Here is a 21192-nt window from a genome sequence, read left to right as displayed (position 1 = left end):
GAATGTCACGTCGCTGCGGGTCGTTCCCCCTGGCGAGAAGTTCGAGATTCAACTAATCTCGGGTTCAGAAAGTTCGAGTTTCAACGGCTCGGACCAGTCGAGCCGTGCAGACGAGGACGAGAAGGAGCGCGCCATGCCCGCCGTGACCGTGGAGAATCCGCTGACCCTGCCGAGGGTGACCGTGCCCGCAGGCGCCCAGGCCCGCCCCGTGCTCGGGGTCTCGACCGCGCCGAGCGGCTTCGAGGGGGAGGGCTTCCCGGTGCGCCGGGCCTTCGCAGGGATCGACTACCGGTACCTGGACCCGTTCATCATGATGGACCAGATGGGCGAGGTGGAGTACGGCGTCGGCGAGGCCAAGGGCACGCCCTGGCACCCGCACCGCGGCTTCGAGACCGTCACGTACATCATCGACGGCACCTTCATCCACCAGGACTCCCACGGTGGCGGCGGGACGATCACCAACGGTGACACGCAGTGGATGACGGCCGGGTCCGGGCTGCTGCACATCGAGGCGCCGCCGGAGCAGCTCGTCATGAGCGGCGGCGTCTTCCACGGCATCCAGCTGTGGGTGAACCTGCCCGCCAAGGACAAGATGAAGGACCCCGGCTACCAGGACATCCGCGGCGGGCAGGTCAAGCTCCTCACCACCCCCGACGGCGGCGCGCTGCTCCGCGTCATCGCCGGTGAGCTGGACGGGCACGAGGGCCCCGGCATCACGCACACGCCGATCAGCCTCGTGCACGCGACCGTACGGCCCGGCGCGGAGGCGACGCTGCCGTGGCGCGAGGACTTCAACGGCCTCGCGTACGTGCTCGCGGGGCGCGGTTCCGTCGGCACCGACCGGCGGCCCGTGCACACCGGACAGGCCGCCGTCTTCGGCTCGGGCGGCTCCGTGACCGTACGGGCCGACGAGTCGCAGGACAGCCACACGCCGGACCTGGAGGTGTTGCTCCTCGGCGGGCGGCCGATCCGCGAACCGATGGCGCAGTACGGGCCGTTCGTCATGAACACCCGCGAAGAACTCCAGCAGGCCTTCGAGGACTTCAGCGCCGGACGGCTCGGGACCGTCCCCGCCGTGCACGGCATGTGAGCCGACGCGTTAAGGTGGACAAACGGGTGCACAAGCGCCGGGCACGGACGGTACGGCCGACAGGCCGCCGATCCCCGTAGGCCCCGGCGCGGCGCCCCTCCGGTACGGAAGGCCGGGTGTCTCTCTCCCCCGTGGGCGCCCGGCCTTCCCCGTACCCGGACACCGTGGTGCGGGGGCTCCGGCCTTGACCGGCGGGCGGTACTGCGGTGGCTCGCGCAGGACACGTACCGCGAAGTGGGCCGTCACGCGGAGCACCGGAGCACGAGGGCGGCGAAGGGGCCCGCAGCGGGCACACCCGCCACAGCGGCCCGTGCGCGTCGCGCTGGACGATCGCGACCACGAGCCGGGAAAGCACAGCACCACCCCGTACGTGCCGACGACCGCCCGCAGCCCTCGCCTGCCGGCACCCGCGACGCGCGCACGGGTGCCGCACCGCCCGGGCCATCGCAGTGGCGAGGTGACCTGCCCGTCCTTCGTGCGCCCCGCCGTCTCGCGGCGTGTCTCCCCCGCGCTCAGCCCCCCCCAGGCGCCCATCGGCGAGCGCACTCCGTGCCGCGAGCGCCCCGCCCGCCTCCTCGCCGGATCGGACGAGGAGCCGCAGGACCGCACCGGATCGGACGAGGAGCCGCACGACCGCACCGGATCAGACGAGGAGCCGCACGACCGCCACCAGGCCGATCACGATGACCGTGGTCCGCAGCACGGTCGGCGAGAGGCGGCGTCCGATGCGGGCGCCGAGGAAGCCGCCGAGGATCGAGCCGACGGCGAGGATCGCGATGACCGCCCAGTCCACGGGGGCCACGACCGCGTAGATGACCCCGGCGACGAAGTTCACGACGGCGGAGAGGACGTTCTTGAAGGCGTTGACGCGCTGGAGCGGGTCGGCGAGGAGCAGACCCATCACGCCGACGAGCATGATGCCCTGGGCCGCCGTGAAGTAGCCGCCGTAGACGCCGATGAGGAAGATCAAGACGTAGAGGAGCGGCGTGAAGGGGGCGGCTTCGGTCCCCGCAGGGGTCGTGGGGGGCGTCGCAGGGGCAGCGGCAGGGGACGTGGGGGGCGTCGCAGGGCCGTCGGCGGGTGTCGCAGGGCCGTCGGCGGGTGTCGGCTCCGCGGGCGTGATCGTCGCTGCCGCCGCCTCCGCCTCCGCCTTCGCCGCCTTTCGTTCCCTCAACCGCCGTGTCGCGAGCGGCTGGAGGGCCACGAGGAGGACCGACATGCCGACGAGGACGGGGACGATGACCTCGAAGGCGTCCTTCGGGAGCGAGAGCAGCAGCACCGTGCCGCCGATCGCGCCGAAGAACGAGGCGACGGCGAGGCGGGCCACGCGGCGGCCCTGACCGGTGAGTTCGTGGCGGTAGCCGTACGCGCCCGTGATGGTGCCCGTGATGAGGCCGACCGCGTTCGATGTCGTCGCCGTCACCGGCGGGTAGCCGAGCGCGACGAGGACGGGGAACGTCACGAGCGTCCCCGAGCCCACCACGGTGTTGATCGCCCCGGCCCACACCCCGGCGATCCCGATCAGCAAGCCCTCCCACCACATCATGGCCACGACAGTAGAGGGCAGGGGCGAGGGATGCGGGGCGAGGGCCGGGTCCCGCACCCCTTAGCACCCCACGTCGCGAGAAAAGCGCACAACTCGTGTCCGCCCACGTGCAACTCCCCAGGCCGGCTCGTTGTCTGACTGGGGTAGGCGTGTGCTGTGCGCCACTCCGGTTTTCTTCTCTCCCGCCTCTTACGGAGCATCGTGTGAACCTCGGTCTTAGTCCGCGCCGTACCGTCACCGTCGCCCTCACCGCCGGTGCCGTCCTCGTCGCGCCGCTCGTCGGTACGGCGCAGGCCGCCTCGGCGCCCTCGGTGAGCGCCAAGGGCGCCTTCCTGCTCGACACGTCCTCGGGCAAGACGCTCTACAGCAAGGCCGCCGACACCAAGCGGCAGATGGCGAGCACCACCAAGGTCATGACCGCGGCCGTGGTCCTCGACACGAAGGGTGTCAATCTCGACAAGAAGGTCACGATCAAGCAGGCGTACCGCGACTACGTCGTCAAGAAGGGCGCGAGCACCGCGGATCTACGCACGGGCGACAAGGTCACGGTCCGTCAGCTCCTCTACGCGACACTCCTGCCGTCCGGCTGCGACGCCGCGTACGCCCTCGCCGACACCTTCGGCACCGGCAAGACCGCGTCGGCGCGCACCGCGAACTTCATCTCCAAGATGAACGCCAAGGCGAAGTCGCTGAAGATGAAGAACACGTCCTACGACTCCTTCGACGGCATCCCGACGAAGAGCAAGAACTACACGACACCGCGCGACGCCTCGCTCCTCGCCCGGCACGCGCTCAAGAACGCGACCTTCCGTACGGTGGTCAAGGCGAAGAGCACGAAGCAGAAGGCGACCGCGAGCAACGGCAAGGCGCGTACGTACACCTGGTACAACACGAACAAGCTGCTCGGCTCCTACAAGGGCGCGATCGGCATCAAGACCGGCACCGCGAGCGGCTCGGGCCCCTGCCTCGTCTTCGCCGCGACGCGCGACGGGAAGACCGTCGCGGGCGTGATCCTCAACGACAGCAACCGCTTTGAGGACGCCGCCAAGATCATGGACTACGCGTTCAAGTCGAACAGCGCGAAGTCGATGAAGCTCCAGCCGCTGCCGAAGGGCGCGCAGAAGGACTGATGGCGGGGCGCGTCGGGGAGCGGATGTTTCACGTGAAACATCCGCTCCCTGCGGGCCTGTTGATGTTTCACGTGAAACATCGGGAATGACACGGGGCCCGGCCCGCACGTCGTGTGCGGACCGGGCCCCGCTTCGTGCGGTGGGTGCGGTCCCTGCCCCTGCCTCGTGCGGCGGGTGCGGTCCCTGCCCCCGCTTCGTGCGGTGGGTGCGGATCAGCCCCAGGTCAGGAGGCGCTTGGGCTGCTCCAGGACCGCCGCGATGTCCGCGAGCACCTTCGAGCCGAGTTCGCCGTCGACGAGCCGGTGGTCGAAGGAGAGCGCGAGCGTGGTGACCTGCCGGGGCTTCACCTTGCCCTTGTGGACCCACGGTTGGGGCTTGATCGCGCCGACGGCGAGGATCGCGGACTCGCCGGGGTTGAGGATCGGCGTGCCCGTGTCGACGCCGAAGACGCCGACGTTGGTGATCGTCACCGTGCCGCCGCGCATCGCCGCCGGGCTCGTACGGCCCTCGCGGGCGGTCCCCACGAGGTCCGAGAGCGCGGTCGACAGCTCGGCGAGCGAGAGGTCTTCCGCGTTCTTGATGTTCGGCACGATGAGGCCGCGCGGGGTCGCCGCCGCGATACCGAGGTTCACGTAGTGCTTGACCACGATCTCCTGGTTCTCCTCGTCCCACGCCGCGTTGATCTCCGGGTTGCGGCGGATCGCGAGGAGCAGGGCGCGGGCGATGAGGAGCAGCGGGTTGACCCGCAACCCCGCCATGTCCGGGTCGGCCTTGAGCTTCTCGACGAGCTTCATCGTGCGCGTCACGTCGACGGTGACGAACTCCGTGACGTGCGGCGCCGTGAAGGCCGAGCCGATCATGGCCTGCGCGGTCGCCTTGCGGACGCCCTTGATGGGGATACGCGTCTCGCGGGAGGGCTGCGCGGGTCCTTCCGCGGCGGAGGCGTCCGCAGGGGCCGACGCGGGGGCCGGGGACACCTCCACGGGTGCCGCGTCCTGCTGCGCGGGCTGCGGAGCGGTCTGCGGTACGGGGGTTGCCGCCGCGTGCACGTCCTCGCGCGTGATGACACCGTCCGGGCCGCTCGGGACGACCGCGGCGAGGTCGACGCCGAGGTCCTTCGCGAGCTTGCGGACGGGCGGCTTGGCGAGGGGGCGGGCGGAGGAGGCCGCAGGCGCGGGGGCGGGTGCGGGGGCGGGTGCGGGGGCGGGCTCGGGTGCGGGGGCGGGCTCGGGTGCGGCGGCGGCCTCGGGGGCCGGGGCCGTACGTGCCGTGCCGTTGACCTGCGCGGGCCGGGCCGCCTGTGCCGCCTTGCGCGGGCGCCGCTTCGTCGAGGACTCGGCGACGCCGTAGCCGACCAGGACGGGCTGGCGGGCGGCCGCCGCCTTCTCCTCGGGTGCCGCGGGCGCCTCGGCGGTCGGCTCCGGTGCCGTGTCCGTACCCGTCTCGGCCGTCCCCGTGTCCCCGTCTCCTTCGCCGCCGCCCGTGTCCACCACGATGATCACCTGGCCGACATCGACCGTGGTGCCCTCGGGGAAGCGCAGTTCGCGGACCACGCCGTCGAAGGGGATGGGCAGTTCGACGGCGGCCTTCGCCGTCTCGACCTCGCACACGACCTGGCCGTCGGTCACGGTGTCGCCGGGCTGGACGTACCAGCCGAGGATCTCGGCCTCGGTGAGCCCCTCGCCCACGTCGGGCATCTTGAACTCGCGGAGGCCTGTGGTCTGTCGCGTCATCGTCGTCATGGCTCCTTCCCGCCGCTCAGTACGCGAGCGAGCGGTCGACGGCGTCGAGCACCCGGTCGAGGCCGGGGAGGTACTCGTCCTCCAGGCGCGCGGGCGGGTACGGGACGTGGTAGCCGCCGACCCGCAGGACGGGGGCCTCCAGGTGGTAGAAGGAGCGCTCGGTGACGCGCGCGGCGATCTCCGCGCCCGTACCGAGGAAGACGGGGGCCTCGTGCACGACGACGAGCCGCCCGGTCTTCTCCGTCGTGGCCTGCACGGTGTCGAAGTCGATCGGGGACATCGAGCGCAGGTCGACGACCTCGACGGACTTGCCCTCGGCCGCGGCGGCCTCGGCGGCCTCCAGGCACGTCTTCACCATCGGCCCGTACGCGACGAGCGAGACGTCCGTGCCCTCGCGCAGGACACGCGCCTTGTGGAGCGGACCGGGGATCGACTCGCGCTCGACCTCGGCGCGGTCCCAGTAGCGCCGCTTGGGCTCGAAGAAGATCACCGGGTCGTCGCTCTGGATGGCCTGCTGCATCATCCAGTACGCGTCGGACGCGTTCGACGGCGAGACGACCTTGAGACCGGCGACGTGCGCGAACAGCGTCTCCGGCGACTCGCTGTGGTGCTCGACGGCGCCGATGCCACCCCCGTAGGGGATGCGCACGACGACGGGCAGTTTGATCTTGCCGAGCGCGCGGGCGTGCATCTTCGCGAGCTGCGTGACGATCTGGTCGTACGCGGGGAAGACGAAGCCGTCGAACTGGATCTCCACGACGGGCCGGTAGCCGCGCAGCGCGAGGCCGATCGCGGTGCCGACGATGCCGGACTCGGCGAGCGGTGTGTCGATGACGCGGCGCTCGCCGAAGTCCTTCTGGAGCCCGTCGGTGACGCGGAAGACGCCGCCGAGCTTGCCGACGTCCTCCCCCATCACGATGACCTTGGGGTCGTTCTCCATAGCGGTGCGCAGCGACTCGTTGATCGCTTTCGCCAGTGCCAGTTTCTCCGCAGCCACGGTCACTCGCCCTCTCCGGCCGAGACGTCCGCGAAGGACGCCTGGTACTCCTCGAACTGCGCGCGCTCCTCGTCGACGAGGGAGCTTCCGTCCGCGTAGGCGTTCTCGAAGATCGCCAGGCGGTCGGGGTCCGGCATGGCGCGGATCGCCTCCCGCACGCTCCGCCCCATCGCCTCGCTCTCCTCCTCCAGCGAGGCGAAGAACGCCTCGTCGGCGAGGCCCTCGGCGAGCAGGTGGGCGCGCAGCCGCTCGATGGGGTCCTTCGCCTCCCACGCCTGCCGCTCGTCGTCGGTGCGGTAGCGGGTGGGGTCGTCGGAGGTCGTGTGAGCGCCCATGCGGTACGTGAACGCCTCGACGAGCATCGGGCCCTGGCCGGAGCGGATGTGCGCGAGGGCCGCGCGGGTCACGGCGAGGACGGCGAGGACGTCGTTGCCGTCGACGCGGACACCGGGGAAGCCGTAGCCGCGGGCGCGCTGGTAGAGCGGCACGCGCGTCTGGCGCTCGGTGGGCTCGGAGATGGCCCACTGGTTGTTCTGGCAGAAGAACAGCGTCGGCGCGTTGTACACGGCCGAGAAGGTGAACGCCTCGGCCACGTCGCCCTGGCTCGACGCGCCGTCGCCGAAGTAGGCGACGACGGCCGAGTCGGCGCCGTCGAGGCCGATGCCCATCGCGTAGCCGGTCGCGTGCAGGGCCTGGGAGCCGATCACGATCGTGTACAGGTGGAAGTTGTTGCTCGTGGGGTCCCAGCCACCGTTGTTCACGCCGCGGAACATGCCGAGGAGGAGGGTCGGGTCCACGCCCCTGCACCACGCGACGCCGTGCTCGCGGTAGGTCGGGAAGACGTAGTCGTCGGGGCGCAGCGCCCGGCCCGAGCCGATCTGCGCGGCCTCCTGGCCGAGCAGCGAGGGCCACAGGCCCAGCTCGCCCTGGCGCTGGAGGCTCGTGGCCTCCGCGTCGAAGCGACGTGTGAGGACCATGTCGCGGTAGAAACCGCGCAGCTCGTCCGCGGTGATGTCCTCGACCCAGCGGTCGTACTCCGGATGGGGGACGCGGACGCCCTCCGGGGTGAGGAGCTGGACCAGCTCGGGGTCACCGGCAGGGGTGGCGGGGGCGGGCGCGGCGGGGGCCTTCTTCGCGGGGGCCTTCTTCGCGGGGGTCGCCTTGGACTTGCGAGCCGTGGCGGGCGATGTGGCCGCCGAGCCGCGGCGGGCGGGGGCCTTGGCGGCGTTCTTGGCCGGGGCGGCGCCCCTCGATGTGGCGGCGCTCTTCGCCGGGGCGGGCGCTGCGGCTCGGGCCGGCGCCTTCTTGGCAGTCACGTGTGTTCCTCCGTCGGTCCGGCTCCCGGGATCTGCCGGAAGCTGGGTATCCCTCCGTCTCCTGGGACGGAGAGGGAAGGCGCCTGCTCCCCTCCCGCGCACGGGGTGGGTGCGGCTCGGCCGGGAACAGGCGTGACAAGTGCCCCGGTGAGCCCCTGCAACGTGCACGTTACCCAGTGCGGCAATACTCCGCGAACCCCCGCTGACCTGCAATTTTGCTTGGATTTCCAAGTAAATCGAGAAAGCCGGGGGAAGCTTCGCCTGCATCTCCTGGTCACAGCCTCGCAGGGGGCCGGAACACCGGCACGTTAACCCGCGCACCCCGGGCGCGGGAAGAGCCGAGGTGAGGCCCGCATCCCGGGCGCACGACGAAGGGGGACGGGAAACCGCCCGCGCGAGCGAGAACGGACAAATGGCCGCTTTCCTGCTCGATGATCACGAGGCGGTCCACCAAGACGCCCACGGACACGAAACCGTGTGGTATCTCGCGCTCATCTCTTTCCCCGATGTCTCCGGCGACGAGATCCTTTTGCGGACGATTGCTGCATGGCCTCGGGTTATGCCCTGAAAAGGACGCCCGCAGGGCGAGCAAAAAGCGGCGGAAAGGAGGCCGGCCACCTCGCGCACCCCGCTGACCAGGACCGGAGATCCGCGACCTCAGCGGCGGGGCTCCACCGATCACGCCACCGGGGGACTCTTTCTTCCCACCGAGAAAATCGATCAAGAACGGTGCCCCTGCCCTTCTCACGAAATGCGGCGGCGGGAACAACGCATTGGGGTGGGAGGGACGGCTATCGGGGTGAAGCGGCGGGGACGAGGGGGGCGGCGAGGACAGCAGGGGCAGCGAGGACGACGGGGGCGGCGAGGACGACGGGGGCAACGAGGACAGCGGGGGCAGCGCGGAGGGCCGGAGAGCGGCTTGGCGGAAATCCGGTGCTGCGTGTCGGCGACGGGTCTGGGAGCGGGCAGGGCGGCTGCCTAGCGTCGTAAGCGCGGACCGGACACCCGGACCCCACCCGACACCAGGGCCCGGGCCCCGAACCCGCATCCCCACCACACCCGAAAGGCGCCTCCGCATGTCCTCGCTCGCCCTCACCGTCGTCCCGCCCGTCCTCATCGGGCTCTGCTACGCGCTCCTGATGTCCCTCGTGCGTCCCCCGCACCGCAGGAAGCTCAACGCGGTGATGGTGGCCGGGGCGGGAGCGACGTACCTCGGCGGGGGCGACCTCGGCGGCTGGGAGTTCGCGTTCACGGCGGCGGCCACGTACGTGGCGTACCGGGCGCTGGACTCCTGGACGTTCGTGGGCATCGGCTGGCTGCTCCACACGGCCTGGGACATCGTCCACCACCTCAAGGGCTCTCCCCTGCTGCCCTTCGCGCACACGTCCTCGCTGGGCTGCGCCCTCTGCGACCCGGTCATCGCGCTGTGGTGCTTCGCCGGAGGACGAACGCCGCGTGAACTGGCGGACGTGGTACGGGAGAAGCGGGTGGCGCGGGCCAAAGGCGTGGTGGGAGTGGGCGGATGACGATGTTTCACGTGAAACATCGCGAGCCGCGCGGAAAGGGCGAGCCGGATGTTTCACGTGAAACATCATGTGGCCGACAGGGAGGGATGTTCCACGTGAAACATCGCGTGCCCGACGAGGGCGAAGGTTTCACGTGAAACATCGCCAAAGGGCCGGGCCGATCAGGGAGATCGGTCCGGCCCTTGTCGTCGTCGTGAGTGCGGCTCAGGTGCCCGAGCCCGCTGTCTCTCCGCCCTCGCCGGGGTCACCGCCGCCGGTGGCCGTACCGTCGCCCGGGTCCTCGCCACCCTGACCGCCGTCGTCGCCACCGGGATCGGTCGGCTGGGTCTGCCCGTCGCCCGGGTCCTTGGTGTTCTGGCCCGTGCCGGGGTCGGTGCCCCCGCTGCCCTCGGTGTTGCTGGGCTGCGGGTCGCCGCCACCGGCAGGAGCCTCGTCAGTCGTGCTCGGGCTCGGCTGGGACTGCTGGTTGCCGCCGCCGCTGGGCTGATCCTGGCCCCAGCCGTTCCCGTTGCCCGTACCGGTACCGGTCTCCGTGTCGCCGCCCTGCTGCTCCTCGGCGGTCTTGGAGGGCTCGGTGGTCTTCTTCTCCTTCTTCTCCGTCTGCGAGACGGTGGGCTGCGGCGACTTGTCGGTGTCCCCGGCGGTGCCATCGTTCCAGTTCTTCACCGCGAAGGCGGCTCCGACGACGATCGCGACGACGGCGAGCGCGGCAATGACGTACAGCCTGGTCCGGCTGCCCCCGCGCCGGGAGTCGCCCCCGCCCTCGTACCCACCGTCGTCCTCGCCGAGCGGACGGAGCATCGGCTGCTGCGGAATCTGCGCCGTGCCGCTGCCGAACGGCGTCGTCGCCGGTCCCGACTGGGGCGCAGCGAACGCGGTCACATCAACGTGCCCGGTGTTCCAGCTGCCCGTGAACGCGCCCTGATCGTGGAGCATTTGCAGCGCGTACTGGACGAGCCCGCTCATCTCCTCGGCGCTCTGGAAGCGGTCGTCCGGCTCCTTGGCGAGCGCGCGCAGGACGAGACCGTCCAGCTCGGGCGGGCAGTTCTCCGCCATCTGTGAGGGCGGTACGGGCGGGTCCTGCACGTGCTGGTAGACCACCGAGAGCGGGGTCTCACCGGTGAACGGCGGGCGCGAGGTGAGAAGTTCGTAGAGGAGGCAGCCGGTCGCGTAGAGGTCGCTGCGGTGGTCGACGGCCTTGCCGAGCGCCTGCTCGGGGGAGAGGTACTGCGGGGTGCCCATGACCATGCCGGTCTGCGTCATCGTGGACTGCGCGCCGTGCAGCGCGCGGGCGATGCCGAAGTCCATGACCTTGACGGCGCCCGAGTTCGTGATGATGACGTTGGCCGGCTTGATGTCGCGGTGCACGATGCCGTGCTGGTGCGAGTAGGCGAGCGCGTCGAGAACGCCGGCGACGATGATCAGCGCCTGATCGGCGGTGGGCGCCTCGGCGCTGAGCAGCAGGTCGCGGATCGTACGGCCCTCGACCAGCTCCATGACGATGTACGGGACGACGTTGCCGCCGACCGTGTCCTCGCCGGAGTCGTAGACCGCGACGACCGCGTGGTGGTTGAGCCCGGCGACGGACTGCGCCTCGCGCGTGAACCGGGCCTTGGAGACCGGGTCTTCGGCGAGATCGGCACGCAGCAGCTTGACCGCGACGGTGCGGCCGAGACGCACGTCCTCGGCGGCCCACACCTCCGCCATGCCGCCCCGCCCGAGCCGGTGGGTCAGCCGGTAGCGGCCGTCGCCGACCAGTCCTCCGTTACCGAAGGACTCGGGGGCGTCCGACAGGGGGCCGCCAGTCGCCTCCGGGTCGGACGGGCCCTGGGCGCGCTGCGTCTGTGCCATCGGTCCTCGCCGTCGTTTCTGTCCCGCGGTCCGTGCGGGGGTTGTTACGGTCCTCCATCGCCACGCTACAGCCTCACAGGGGGCGCGCGGTCCGGGACGGATCGGCCATCAGGCCCGCCACACGCCAGGCCGGGCATATTCCCTGGCCCTGCGGGTGTGCGCCGCGTCACGCCCGTCGCGTACTTCCGCTGCGTACGGTCACGACTCGGGCACCTCGCTTGACCTGACCGTGCCCTGGGGCAGACTTGGCCGGGACCGGTCAGGGATCATCGCACGCGGCCGGAGCACACAAGGACGGCCGGGAGGCCGGTACGCGCCCCGGGCGGCACGGGGACGGCGGGGACGGCGGGGGACATGAGCCAGAACGACGACGCGCGCGACCGGAACACCGGGTCCGACGAGGAGACGCGCGACCGGTACACGGGGTCCGGCGACGAGACACGCGACCGGTACATCGGCAAGACGGTGGCGGGTGGCCGGTACCGGCTTGAGGAGCTGCTCGGGGCCGGAGGCATGGCGTCCGTGCACCTCGCGTACGACTCCGCGCTCGACCGCCGGGTCGCGATCAAGACGCTCCACACCGATCTCGGCCGCGAACCCGCCTTCCGGGAACGCTTCCGCCGCGAGGCCCAGGCGGTCGCGAAACTCGCGCACCCGCACATCGTGTCGGTCTTCGACACGGGCGAGGACCAGCTCGACGGCGCGACGACCCCGTACATCGTCATGGAGTACATCGAGGGCGATCCGCTCGGCACACTCTTCGAGCAGGACGTACGGGCGTACGGGGCGATGCCCGCGCAGCGCGCGCTGAAGATCACCGGGGACGTGCTCGCGGCCCTGGAGCTGAGCCACGAGATGGGGCTCGTGCACCGCGACATCAAGCCGGGCAACGTCATGGTGAACCGGCGCGGTGTCGTGAAGGTGATGGACTTCGGCATCGCGCGCGCCATCCAGTCCGGGGTCACGTCGATGACGCAGACCGGAATGGTCGTCGGCACCCCGCAGTACCTCTCCCCCGAACAGGCGCTGGGCCGCCCCGTGGACGCGCGCAGCGACATCTACTCGGTCGGCGTCATGCTCTTCCAGCTGCTCACCGGGCGGCTCCCCTTCGACGCCGACTCGCCCTTCGCGATCGCGTACGCGCACGTCCAGGAGCCCCCGCCCGTCCCCTCGACGCTGAACAGCGCGCTGCCCCCGGCGATCGACGCGCTCATCGCCCGCGCCCTGCGCAAGAACCCCGCCGAACGCTTCCCGCACGCGGAGGCGATGCGGGAGGAGTGCGAACGGGTGGCGGGGGCGCTGACGGGAGCGCGGCCGAGCGTGGGAGGAGCGGGTGGCCAGGACGCCGGGCAGGGCGCGAGCGGGCAGGTAGGGCAGGCGGGGCAGGCGGTCTTCCCGCCGGTGCCGCAGCAGGGTTTCCCGCCCGCGCCGCAGCCGCAGCCACAGCCACAGCCACAGCCACAGGCGTACGGGACGCCCCCGCCCGCGTACGGCTCCCCGCAGGGCGGCTACCAGAGCCCGCCGCCGAACCCGTACGGACAGACGCAGCCGTACGGAAACGGGCCCGCCGCCGCGTACGGCGGTGCGCCCTCGTACGGACAGGACTCCGGCGCGTACGGCTACCCGCAGACCGGTGCGGCGCAGGCCGGGCGTGACGGGGGCGCGGGAGGCGGGGGCGCGGTCGGTGGAAGCACGCCGAAGCCGGGGAAGAAACGCCGGATCGTGCTCACGGTCGCGCTCACGGCGCTCGTCCTCGTGGCCGGATCGCTGTGGGTCGCGTTCGGGCCGGACGGCAAGAAGGACGGCCCTGATGACAAGCCCGTGGCCAAGGAGTCCAGCGTGCACCCGCCCGGCTACCGGAGCCCCGAGCCGGATCGGACGATGGACCCCGACAAGTGCGCCGACCGCACGCCGAGCGAATGGGACGACCCGAAGAAGGTGGACGTACCGGACGTCCAGTACAAGTACATGAAGTCCGTGGAGGCTTGTCTGCGCGCGGGCGGCTGGGAGTGGAAGGTCGAGAAGGTCGACAACAACACCTTCGGCGAGGGCACGGTCATCAGCCAGAAGCCCGAGCCGAACAAGCAGGTCGACAGGGCGGACCGCCCGTCGATCACCCTGCGCGTCTCGACGGGGAACCCGGCCTGAGGCGAGTCCCCCGGGGGCGCGGGTTCGACCGAACAGGGGCGGGAGCGGGGGTTCCGTCGGCGGGAGCGGTGGCTGGGTGGCGTCGCGTCGGCGAAAGCGGTGGCCGGGTGGCGTCGCGTCGGGGCGGTGGCCGGGCCCCGGCGGTGGCGGCCGGGCGGGGCTGTCGTGGGCGGGGGCGAGGGTTGTCCCCGTCGGCAGGGGTCAGTGCGGCCTCAGCGGGGACGGCGATGCGCCGGGGGCCGGTGCCCTGGGAAGGTTCTGGGCGCCGGGAGCGCCTGGCGTCCGGGAAGGGGTTCGGGGCTGAGGGCTCGGGGTTCGGGGTTCGTGCACGCGGGCCACGACATCGGCAGTTCGGACAGCGCGGACGGCGAAGGGCGGCGCCGGATTCTTTGTCCGGCTGCCGCCCTTCTTCGCTTCGCCGGTCCTGACGGTCCCGGTGTCCGCGTGCGTGGTCAGAGGTAGGGGCCACCCGTACGGCCGCCGCCGAGGTCGGCCTCGTCCCCGCCGCTGCCGGGCGGCAGCGCGCGGCGCATCTGCTCAAGCTGAGCGCGGGCGGCCATCTGCTGGGCGAAAAGGGTGGTCTGGATGCCGTGGAAGAGGCCCTCCAGCCAGCCCACCAGCTGAGCCTGCGCGATCCGCAGCTCCGCGTCGCTCGGCGTGACCTCGTCGGTGAAGGGGAGCGAGATCCGCTCCAGCTCCTCCACCAGCTCCGGCGCGAGCCCGTCCTCCAGCTCCTTCACGGAACTGGCGTGGATCTCCCGCAGCCGGGCCCGGCTCGCCTCGTCGAGAGGCGCCGCCCGCACCTCCTCCAGCAACTGCTTGATCATGCTGCCGATCCGCATGACCTTCGCGGGCTGGGCGACCATCTCGGTGATCGGGGTCTCGCCCGACTCGTCATCCACACCCCCACCGCCGAGCGCCATCCCCTCCTGCCCGACGACCAGGACCTGCGGCTGCTCCTGCGACCGTTCGTTCCTCGGGATCTCCATACGGCCATTCTCTCGCACGGGTGAGGTTTGCTTGAAGGGAGTGCGGGGGTGGGGGCACGGACGGGGCAGCGATACGGGGAAGGCGGGTGGGACGCCGGGCCCGGAGGCAGGCGCCCGGCGGGGTGGGCGCTGCGGCGCGGGGTGACGGTGGAGTCGCACCGGCCACCGCAGACGGCAGTCGCGGCGCGGAGTGACGATGGAGTCGCACCGGCCACCGCAGACGGCAGTCGCGGCGCAGAGCAGGAGGCGGCAGCAGGGCCCGCGCCGGGGGGCGACTGCCGGGCCGGACGCGAGGGGGCACGCGGGGCGGCGCGGCGAGGCGCCGGTCCAGGCGGGCGTCGGAGGGGCGTCAGGGCCACCGAGCGGAGGCGGTCGCGGCGTACAGCATGCGGCACCTCGGCCTCGTACGGGCTGCGGGCGACCTGCCGAGTCAGGCGCGGGCGCAGGCTGAAGCTGGAGAGCCGTGTGCGGCGTGCGGCGTGCAGCATGCGGCGTGCGCGCCGGGCAGGGCCGGGCAGTGCGCGTACGAGGCGGGGCCGCGGTGTGCGACGTGCGGGCGTGCGGAGTCAGGCGCGGCGGAGGCGCAGGGCGAGGAGGGCGGTGGCGAGGCCACAGCCCAGGCAGATGAGGCCGCCGCCGAGGACGAGACGGCCTCGCGCGTCGGTGAGAACCCCCGTACCGCTCGCTCCCACCCTGAAGGGGATCTCATCGGCGGAGGGCATCTCCTCGGCGAGCGCCTCCGCTCCCGCACGCTCCCCCTCGGGCGACTGCGCGAGCGGAGCGAGGGGCGCGCGACTGCGGCGCGGCGTGGAGGGGGTGAGCGGGAGCCGCGACGGGGGAGCTGGAACAACGAAGGGCGCGTGCGACGCGGCAGGGGGACGCGGCTCCTTCGGGGGCGCTCCGTGCCCCGTACGGGACGGCAGGACGCTCGCGTCGGCACCGGCCGTCCCGCCACTGGGCACGGCGGAGGCTACGGAGGGGCTCGGGCTCTCGGAACGGTGCGGAGTGTCGGAGGGGGAAGCTGCGGCCGGGGTGCTGCCCGGGGCTGTCGGGGAGGGCGCGGTGGGCAGGACGGGGAACCCGGTGCCGGGGAACGGCGGGAGCGCGGGGGCCGTGCTCGGGTCGGGGGCGAAGGGGGGCACGGCGGCGGGAGGCTGCGGGGTGTCGCTGGGGGAAGGGCCCGGGTGTTCGGGGGGTGGTGCGGGGGCCGGCAGGTGGCTCTGGGCAGCTTCGAGGCCGGTCAGAGGACGGGACGGCTCGGCGAAGGGGCGGAGGGGCGCGGGGGAAGCCGTGCCGTGCGGGAGTGCGCGCGGGGTCCGGCCCATCGCGTAGGCCAAGCCGTCCGGCAGCAGAAGGACCAGTACGAGGGCCAGAAGGAGCACCAGCGAAGCGGCAGGAGCCGTCACCGCACGCAGCCCAGCGGTCATGTCGTCCCTCCCACAGAGCCCCGGTCCACGTGACCAGACTCACACGCCGAAGCCCCCTCGGCGAGCGGGAACGCGGGGGCACATAGGTGAGGGGCGCAGGGGGTGCGAGGGCAAGCGCGGGTGAGGGGGTGGGGGGTGGGGTGAGGGGGGTGCTTGGGGGCGCGGAGGTGCCGAGGGGGGTATGGCCGGGGCTCGGTAGCGGGAGTAGGGGCGGAGGGCAACGGCTGAGCGGAGGGCCAAGGGCTGAGCGGAGGCGAAGGCAGGCGGGGGTGAGGGCGGAAGCGAGCGTGCAGGGCGGCGGCGAGAGCCTGGGCAAGAGCCAACGTGCAGGCGCGGCGGCGAGGGCCTGGGCGGGAAGCCAAGGACCCTGGGAGGCGGGGGCGGAGGGCAGGGGCAGCTCCAGGGAACGGGTCTCGGGGCCGGGGGCTGGCAAGCGGGAGCGGGAGCGGCAGGCGGGAGCGGGAGCGGCAGGCGGGAGCGGGAGCGGCAGGCGGGAGCGGGAGCGGGAGCGGGAGCGGCAGGCGGGAGCGGGAGCGGGAGCGGTAGGCGGGAGCGGGAGCGGTAGGCGGGAGCGGGAGCGGGCGCGGCAGGCGAAGGCCGGGGCGGCGCGCGGGGCCGGGGCGGCGCGATCGCGGCGCACTGCGTCAGGACAGCCCCCACCCACCCGGGGGGCTCCCCTGTAACCATCCTTTCAGGCCCATCAGCACCCCCACCCCCATCCACCCGAATCTGTGGATAACTCCGCGAAACCCGCAACGCCGCTCACTCCGAAGAGTGAGCGGCGTGATGACTTCACCGAAGTTATCCACAGATTCGCCGTTTTAGGCTTCTTCGCGCCCGAAGTGGCGGAATCACGGGCCAGACTGGTAGCACCGAGTCCCCCGTGTGCGGGAGGAGCCACGGGTGCCCGCCGACCCACCACGGCTGTGTGCCCGGGGAGTTCAGCCCGTCGTCAGCAGCACCTTGCCGATGTGGCTGCTCTCGTCGAGGACACGGTGTCCGGTCGCCGCTTCGCTCATGGGAATGCGGCGGTCGACGATCGGCTTGACCGCACCCGAGGAAAGGAGGGGCCACACATGTTCGCGTACCGCCGCCACCACCGCGGCCTTCTCCGCCGCCGGGCGGGCACGCAGCGACGTCGCGGTGACCGCCGCGCGCTTGCCCATCAAGGCGGACAGGTTCAGTTCGCCCTTGGCCCCGCCCTGCATTCCGATGATCGCGAGGCGGCCGCTCGTGGCCAAGGCCTGGATATTGCGGTCCAGGTACTTCGCGCCCATGTTGTCCAGGATCACGTCGGCGCCGTGCCCCTCCGTCGCCTTCCCCAGCTCGGCGACGAAGTCCTGCTCGCGGTAGTTGATGAGGATGTCGGCGCCGAGCTCGCGGCAGCGGTCCAGCTTCGCCGCCGTGCCCGCCGTCACCGCGACGCGGGCGTCCACCGCCTTCGCGAGCTGGATCGCCATCGTCCCGATTCCGCTCGAACCGCCGTGCACCAGAAGGGTTTCCCCCGGCCGCAGCCCAGCGACCATGAACACGTTCGACCAGACCGTGCACACCACCTCCGGCAGCGCCGCCGCATCCACCAGATCGACGCCGTCGGGCACAGGGAGGAGCTGGCCTGCCGGTACGGCGACCTTCTCGGCGTAGCCACCACCGCCGAGGAGCGCGCACACCTCGTCGCCCACCGCCCAGCCCGAGACGCCCGCGCCGAGCGCGGCGATCCGGCCGGAGACCTCCAGGCCCGGGTACGGGGAGGCACCGGGCGGCGGATCGTAGAAGCCCTGGCGCTGGAGGAGGTCGGCGCGGTTCACCGCGCTCGCCGCCACCTCGACCAGCACCTCTCCGGGCGCCGGACGGGGATCGTCGACCTCGGACCAGAGGAGCACGTCCGGTCCACCGGGTTCGGAAATCGTGATCGCATGCATGCTCGCGAGGCTACTCGCCAGTGCCGCTCCGTCCCGAGGACCCGCCGCCCGCTCCCGGACCGCGGCCCGGACCGGGGCCCGGACCGGGCCGCACCGTGCTCACTGGACCACCGCCCGGTCCCGGCGGCGGCCCGTCCCTGCACGGCGCACGCCTCTCCCGCGCACGCCCGGGGCCCTTCACCCGTACGTACGTCGGCATTCCGTACGCCGACGCCGACGGCCGGCCGATCCGGGCCGCGCGGACCACCATCCCGGCGCCGCACGACCTACCCGGCCGAGCGCGGCCGAATGCTCACCAGGCCACGGCCGCGCGACGCCGTCCACACCCGCGTACGGACCGACAGCCCCGTACGTCGGCCTCACCAGGCCCGCGGGAACGCCCACTCACGCAGCGACTCGGTCCTGGCTGTCGCCCCGGCCCATCGCGACAACCCCACCCAAGCCAGGGCTGCCCCGCCGGTTCCCCCAGGGCAGCCCCCACCGGTTCCGCAAGCCGGCCCGTCGGCCGGATGAGCCCCCCGTCCGGCCCGGTCCTCCGCGCCGCTCAGGACGGGTGGCCTCGCAGCGGACGGGCGTCACGGAGGGTTCGGGGGTCCGGGCCGGCGCGGACGATGGTGATGAGGCGGTCCGTGGCCTGGAGGGTGCCGACCGCCGGGTCGTCGTAGCCGAGGACCCGGTGACCGCGTACGACGCTGACCACGAGGTCGTCCGTCTCGCGCGGTCCGCGCCCGATCTCGGCCTTTATCACCGGCCGTTCGACGAGATCGAGGCCCGTGCCCTGCTGGATGAGGTCCTCCATCACGGTGCCCGCGCTGGGGCTGAGGACCGAGAGCCCGAGGAGGCGCCCCGCCGCGCTCGCGCTCGTGATGACCGCGTCCGCGCCGGACTGTCGCAGAAGCGGGGCGTTCTCCTCCTCACGCACGGCCGCGACGATGTGCGCGGCGCGGTTGAGTTGCCGTGCTGTCAGGGCCACCAGGACGGCGGTGTCGTCGCGCTGGGTGGCAATGATGATCTGCCGCGCCTTGCTCACCTCCGCACGCGCGAGGACATCGCTGCGCGTGGCATCGCCGACGACGCCCGCGAAGCCCTCGGCCGTGGCGAGTTCGATCACCTTCTCGCTGGGGTCGACGACGACGACCTGCTGCGGGGTCAGGGACCCGGCGGCCAGCACGGTCTTGATCGCCGAACGTCCCTTCGTACCGAAGCCGACGACGACGGTGTGTTCCCTCAAGGCATGCCTCCAGCGGTGCAGCCGCCATTCCTCACGGGTTCGTTCCGTGAGGACCTCCAAGGTGGTCCCGACCAGGATGATCAGGAAGAGCACGCGCAGGGGCGTGACGACGAGGATATTGATCAGCCGCGCCGTGTCGCTCACGGGGACGATGTCGCCGTACCCGGTCGTGGAGAGCGTCACGGTCGCGTAGTAGAAGGCGTCGAGCAGATCGACCCGGTGATCGGAGTTGTCTCCGTATCCGTCGCGGCCCGCGTAGACGAGGAGAGCGGTGCCGACCAGTACCGCGAGTGCCATCGCGATGCGTTTGGCGACCTGACGGAACGGCTGCTCGACGACGCGGCGAGGCAGTTTGATGCGCGTGGCGACCAGTTGCTCACCCGCCTGACGCGCGATCGCGTCCTGCCCGGGCAGTTTCACGTACATCCTCCATCAAGACCCTGGGGACGTTCCACGTGAAACATCCCCCTCACACCGCCCCACGATGTTTCACGTGAAACATCGTGCTCGTCCATCCGGGCCATGTTTCACGTGAAACATCCGCCCGGTCGTGGCAGGTCGAGTACCTCCACGGCGGTTCCGGCCTCTGCCCCGCCCGGAGGGACGACCGCGAGACTGTCGGCATTCGCGATTCCGCGCAACATCGCGGGGCCGTTGTAGCGCAGTGGACACAGCCTGCCCTCATGGATACGGGCCGGCAGGAGCCGGGTGTCCCGGGGATGGCCCTCCACTCGCTCGGCGAGCGGCAAGCGGGTGCGGGGGAGTTCGGCACGGCCCGCGAGGACGGCGATCAGCGGGGCGGCGAGCGTCAGCAGCCCGGCGACAGCCGCGAGGGGATTGCCCGGCAGGCCCACGAGGTGCTGGCCAGGGGCGGTCGCCGCGAGCAGCATCGGATGGCCCGGCCGGACCGCGACCCCGTCCACGAGGAGGCGCGCGCCGAGCCGGGAGAGGACAGGGCGGACGTGGTCGACGGGACCCGCCGCCGTACCGCCCGTCGTGAGGACGAGGTCCGCCTCCGACGCGGCGAGTGCTGCGGCGAGATCGTCTTCCTCGTCGCGCAGGCGGTGCACGCCGAGGACGCGGGTGCCGAGCGCTTCGAGCCAGGCGGGGAGCATCGGGCCGAGCGCATCGCGGATCAGGCCGTCCGCAGGGATTCCCCGGCCGAGCAGTTCGTCGCCGAGGACGAAGACTTCGGCGGTGGGGCGAGGGTGGGCGCGCACGGCGTCGTAGCCGGCTGCGGCCGCGAGGCCGAGCACCGGGGGCGTTACGACCGTTCCCTCGTCGACGAGGGCGTCGCCCGTGCGGCACTCCTGCCCGCGCGGGCGGATGTCCTCGCCCTGGGCGAGCGGGTGGAGCGCGTGCAGGCGCGTGCCCTCTGCTGTCACCTCGCCGTGCTCGCTGCGGAGCACGCCGGTCGCCCCGTCCGGCACCCGGGCGCCCGTGGCCACGGGCACGGCGGCGCCGTCGTCGAGTCGCCCGTCGGCATCCTTGAGTTGATGCCCGGCCAGCACCTGGGCGCCGGGAAGCAGGCGCCACGGTCCTGGGCCTGCGACGGCCCAGCCGTCCATCGCCGAGGTATCGAAGGACGGGAGGTCGGTGAGGGCGGTGAGCGGTTCCGCGAGGGCGAGCCCACGCGACTGCTCCAAGGGCAGGAGGGGTACCGGCTGTGCTGCCGTGCGCGCCACGGTCGCGCGCGCTGCCCGGAGCACCGCTTCGCGTGCGTCCTCCCAGGTCGCCACGGTGGCGGACCGCGCGCGGGAGGAAGCCGCAGGACGGTGGTGCGGCGAGTCCGGCGTCCCTGCGGCCGACCGGCCGCCCGCGAGCGGCGTTACGTGTGTGGCGTTCTGCGGCCCGTCGGCCACGTTCGCGCCGTCCTCCGGTCGCGCGTCGCCTTCCGGCCGCGCGCCGTCCGTCCTGGTCGCGGTCGTCCGTACGTCCCCCGCCCAGGCGTCCTCGATCGCGGTCCACGCGTCATCGGCGCCGGCCTGTGCTCCGCCGGTCACGGTCCCGCCGGACGCGTCCTCCGCGTCGTGGGCGGCCCAGTCGTAGGCCTCGCGCGGCTTCTCCGGATCGTCCTCCTGATCCGCGGTGGCAACGGCTCCGGCGACGTCAGCGGGCGCAGGACGAGGATGAGGCGTCGTCGTATGGGCGCGGGCCAGAGCGAGAGCCTGATCGAATGCGGCGTCGTAGGCGGCCTCGACGGCTGCCGCGGCCTCAGCTGCCTCAGCGGCTTCCGCGGCTTCAGCCGCCTCAGCGGTGCTCATCGGGGCATCGCCC

General features: G+C 72.3%; 14 protein-coding genes. 4 read left to right on the top strand and 10 right to left on the bottom strand.

Translation table 11 applies throughout. The annotated features are described in order from the left end of the window. Positions 1–133: 133 nt before the first annotated feature. A complete protein-coding gene (locus ACQYWQ_RS15535; protein ID WP_431035246.1) occupies positions 134–1090 on the top strand; it encodes a pirin family protein in 957 nt (318 codons plus the stop codon). A gap of 643 nt (positions 1091–1733) precedes the next feature. Here ACQYWQ_RS15535 and ACQYWQ_RS15530 read toward each other — a convergent pair. Continuing rightward, a complete protein-coding gene (locus tag ACQYWQ_RS15530; protein WP_431035245.1) occupies positions 1734–2636 on the bottom strand; it encodes a sulfite exporter TauE/SafE family protein in 903 nt (300 codons plus the stop codon). A 203-nt stretch (positions 2637–2839) separates the two neighbouring features. On the opposite strand from ACQYWQ_RS15530, the gene ACQYWQ_RS15525 reads away from it, so the two are divergent. Next, positions 2840–3766 carry a D-alanyl-D-alanine carboxypeptidase family protein gene (locus tag ACQYWQ_RS15525; protein ID WP_431035243.1) on the top strand — a complete coding sequence of 309 codons (927 nt, stop codon included), beginning with the start codon at positions 2840–2842 and terminating at the stop codon, positions 3764–3766. Between the two features lie 212 nt (positions 3767–3978). On the opposite strand, the gene ACQYWQ_RS15520 is transcribed toward ACQYWQ_RS15525, so the two are convergent. Genes ACQYWQ_RS15520 through pdhA form a run of 3 tightly spaced genes read right to left on the bottom strand, consistent with a single transcriptional unit; the run spans position 3979 to position 7821 of the window. After that, a complete protein-coding gene (locus tag ACQYWQ_RS15520) occupies positions 3979–5508 on the bottom strand; it encodes a dihydrolipoamide acetyltransferase family protein (protein WP_431035241.1) in 1530 nt (509 codons plus the stop codon). Positions 5509–5524: 16 nt separating this feature from the next. Beyond that, positions 5525–6505, bottom strand: coding sequence for an alpha-ketoacid dehydrogenase subunit beta (locus ACQYWQ_RS15515; protein WP_431035240.1), 981 nt, complete (start codon positions 6503–6505; stop codon positions 5525–5527). Between the two features lie 2 nt (positions 6506–6507). Then, positions 6508–7821, bottom strand: coding sequence for a pyruvate dehydrogenase (acetyl-transferring) E1 component subunit alpha (pdhA, locus tag ACQYWQ_RS15510; protein WP_431035238.1), 1314 nt, complete (start codon positions 7819–7821; stop codon positions 6508–6510). A 1076-nt stretch (positions 7822–8897) separates the two neighbouring features. On the opposite strand from pdhA, the gene ACQYWQ_RS15505 reads away from it, so the two are divergent. Beyond that, positions 8898–9347 carry a DUF6010 family protein gene (locus tag ACQYWQ_RS15505; RefSeq protein WP_431035237.1) on the top strand — a complete coding sequence of 150 codons (450 nt, stop codon included), beginning with the start codon at positions 8898–8900 and terminating at the stop codon, positions 9345–9347. Between the two features lie 204 nt (positions 9348–9551). Here ACQYWQ_RS15505 and ACQYWQ_RS15500 read toward each other — a convergent pair whose 3' ends face one another. Beyond that, entirely contained in the window at positions 9552–11198 is a 1647-nt protein-coding gene (locus ACQYWQ_RS15500) for a protein kinase domain-containing protein (RefSeq protein WP_431035236.1), read from the bottom strand. A 354-nt stretch (positions 11199–11552) separates the two neighbouring features. Here ACQYWQ_RS15500 and ACQYWQ_RS15495 point away from each other — a divergent pair, with 354 nt between their 5' ends. Continuing rightward, positions 11553–13346, top strand: coding sequence for a protein kinase domain-containing protein (locus ACQYWQ_RS15495; RefSeq protein ID WP_431035234.1), 1794 nt, complete (start codon positions 11553–11555; stop codon positions 13344–13346). A gap of 452 nt (positions 13347–13798) precedes the next feature. On the opposite strand, the gene ACQYWQ_RS15490 is transcribed toward ACQYWQ_RS15495, so the two are convergent. From ACQYWQ_RS15490 to ACQYWQ_RS15470, 5 genes are all read right to left on the bottom strand, one after another. Continuing rightward, a complete protein-coding gene (locus ACQYWQ_RS15490) occupies positions 13799–14335 on the bottom strand; it encodes a bacterial proteasome activator family protein (RefSeq protein WP_431035232.1) in 537 nt (178 codons plus the stop codon). 566 nt (positions 14336–14901) lie between these two features. Further along, positions 14902–15762: a hypothetical protein gene (locus ACQYWQ_RS15485; protein WP_431035231.1), complete on the bottom strand. Its 861-nt coding sequence runs from the start codon at positions 15760–15762 to the stop codon at positions 14902–14904. Between the two features lie 941 nt (positions 15763–16703). Continuing rightward, positions 16704–17684 (bottom strand): NAD(P)H-quinone oxidoreductase, encoded by a 981-nt coding sequence (locus ACQYWQ_RS15480; RefSeq protein WP_431035230.1) that lies wholly within the window; start codon positions 17682–17684, stop codon positions 16704–16706. 544 nt (positions 17685–18228) lie between these two features. Next, the gene (locus ACQYWQ_RS15475; protein WP_431035229.1) at positions 18229–19341 is read right to left on the bottom strand and encodes a potassium channel family protein; all 1113 of its coding nucleotides are present in this window, start codon (positions 19339–19341) and stop codon (positions 18229–18231) included. Between the two features lie 101 nt (positions 19342–19442). After that, a complete protein-coding gene (locus tag ACQYWQ_RS15470; protein ID WP_431035228.1) occupies positions 19443–21179 on the bottom strand; it encodes a molybdopterin molybdotransferase MoeA in 1737 nt (578 codons plus the stop codon). Positions 21180–21192: the final 13 nt, after the last annotated feature.

Origin of the sequence: Streptomyces sp. P6-2-1 (assembly GCF_050613165.1) — a bacterium.
Lineage (GTDB): Bacteria > Actinomycetota > Actinomycetes > Streptomycetales > Streptomycetaceae > Streptomyces.
This window is presented reverse-complemented; position numbering and strand designations above follow the sequence as displayed.

Coding starts and splice junctions, on each gene's coding strand:
- ACQYWQ_RS15535 (WP_431035246.1), top strand. CDS start 134: ATGCCCGCCGTGACCGTGGAGAATCCGCTGACCCTGCCGAGGGTGACC.
- ACQYWQ_RS15530 (WP_431035245.1), bottom strand. CDS start 2,636: ATGATGTGGTGGGAGGGCTTGCTGATCGGGATCGCCGGGGTGTGGGCC.
- ACQYWQ_RS15520 (WP_431035241.1), bottom strand. CDS start 5,508: ATGACGACGATGACGCGACAGACCACAGGCCTCCGCGAGTTCAAGATG.
- ACQYWQ_RS15505 (WP_431035237.1), top strand. CDS start 8,898: ATGTCCTCGCTCGCCCTCACCGTCGTCCCGCCCGTCCTCATCGGGCTC.
- ACQYWQ_RS15500 (WP_431035236.1), bottom strand. CDS start 11,198: ATGGCACAGACGCAGCGCGCCCAGGGCCCGTCCGACCCGGAGGCGACT.
- ACQYWQ_RS15495 (WP_431035234.1), top strand. CDS start 11,553: ATGAGCCAGAACGACGACGCGCGCGACCGGAACACCGGGTCCGACGAG.
- ACQYWQ_RS15490 (WP_431035232.1), bottom strand. CDS start 14,335: ATGGAGATCCCGAGGAACGAACGGTCGCAGGAGCAGCCGCAGGTCCTG.
- ACQYWQ_RS15485 (WP_431035231.1), bottom strand. CDS start 15,762: ATGACCGCTGGGCTGCGTGCGGTGACGGCTCCTGCCGCTTCGCTGGTG.
- ACQYWQ_RS15480 (WP_431035230.1), bottom strand. CDS start 17,684: ATGCATGCGATCACGATTTCCGAACCCGGTGGACCGGACGTGCTCCTC.
- ACQYWQ_RS15475 (WP_431035229.1), bottom strand. CDS start 19,341: ATGTACGTGAAACTGCCCGGGCAGGACGCGATCGCGCGTCAGGCGGGT.
- ACQYWQ_RS15470 (WP_431035228.1), bottom strand. CDS start 21,179: ATGAGCACCGCTGAGGCGGCTGAAGCCGCGGAAGCCGCTGAGGCAGCT.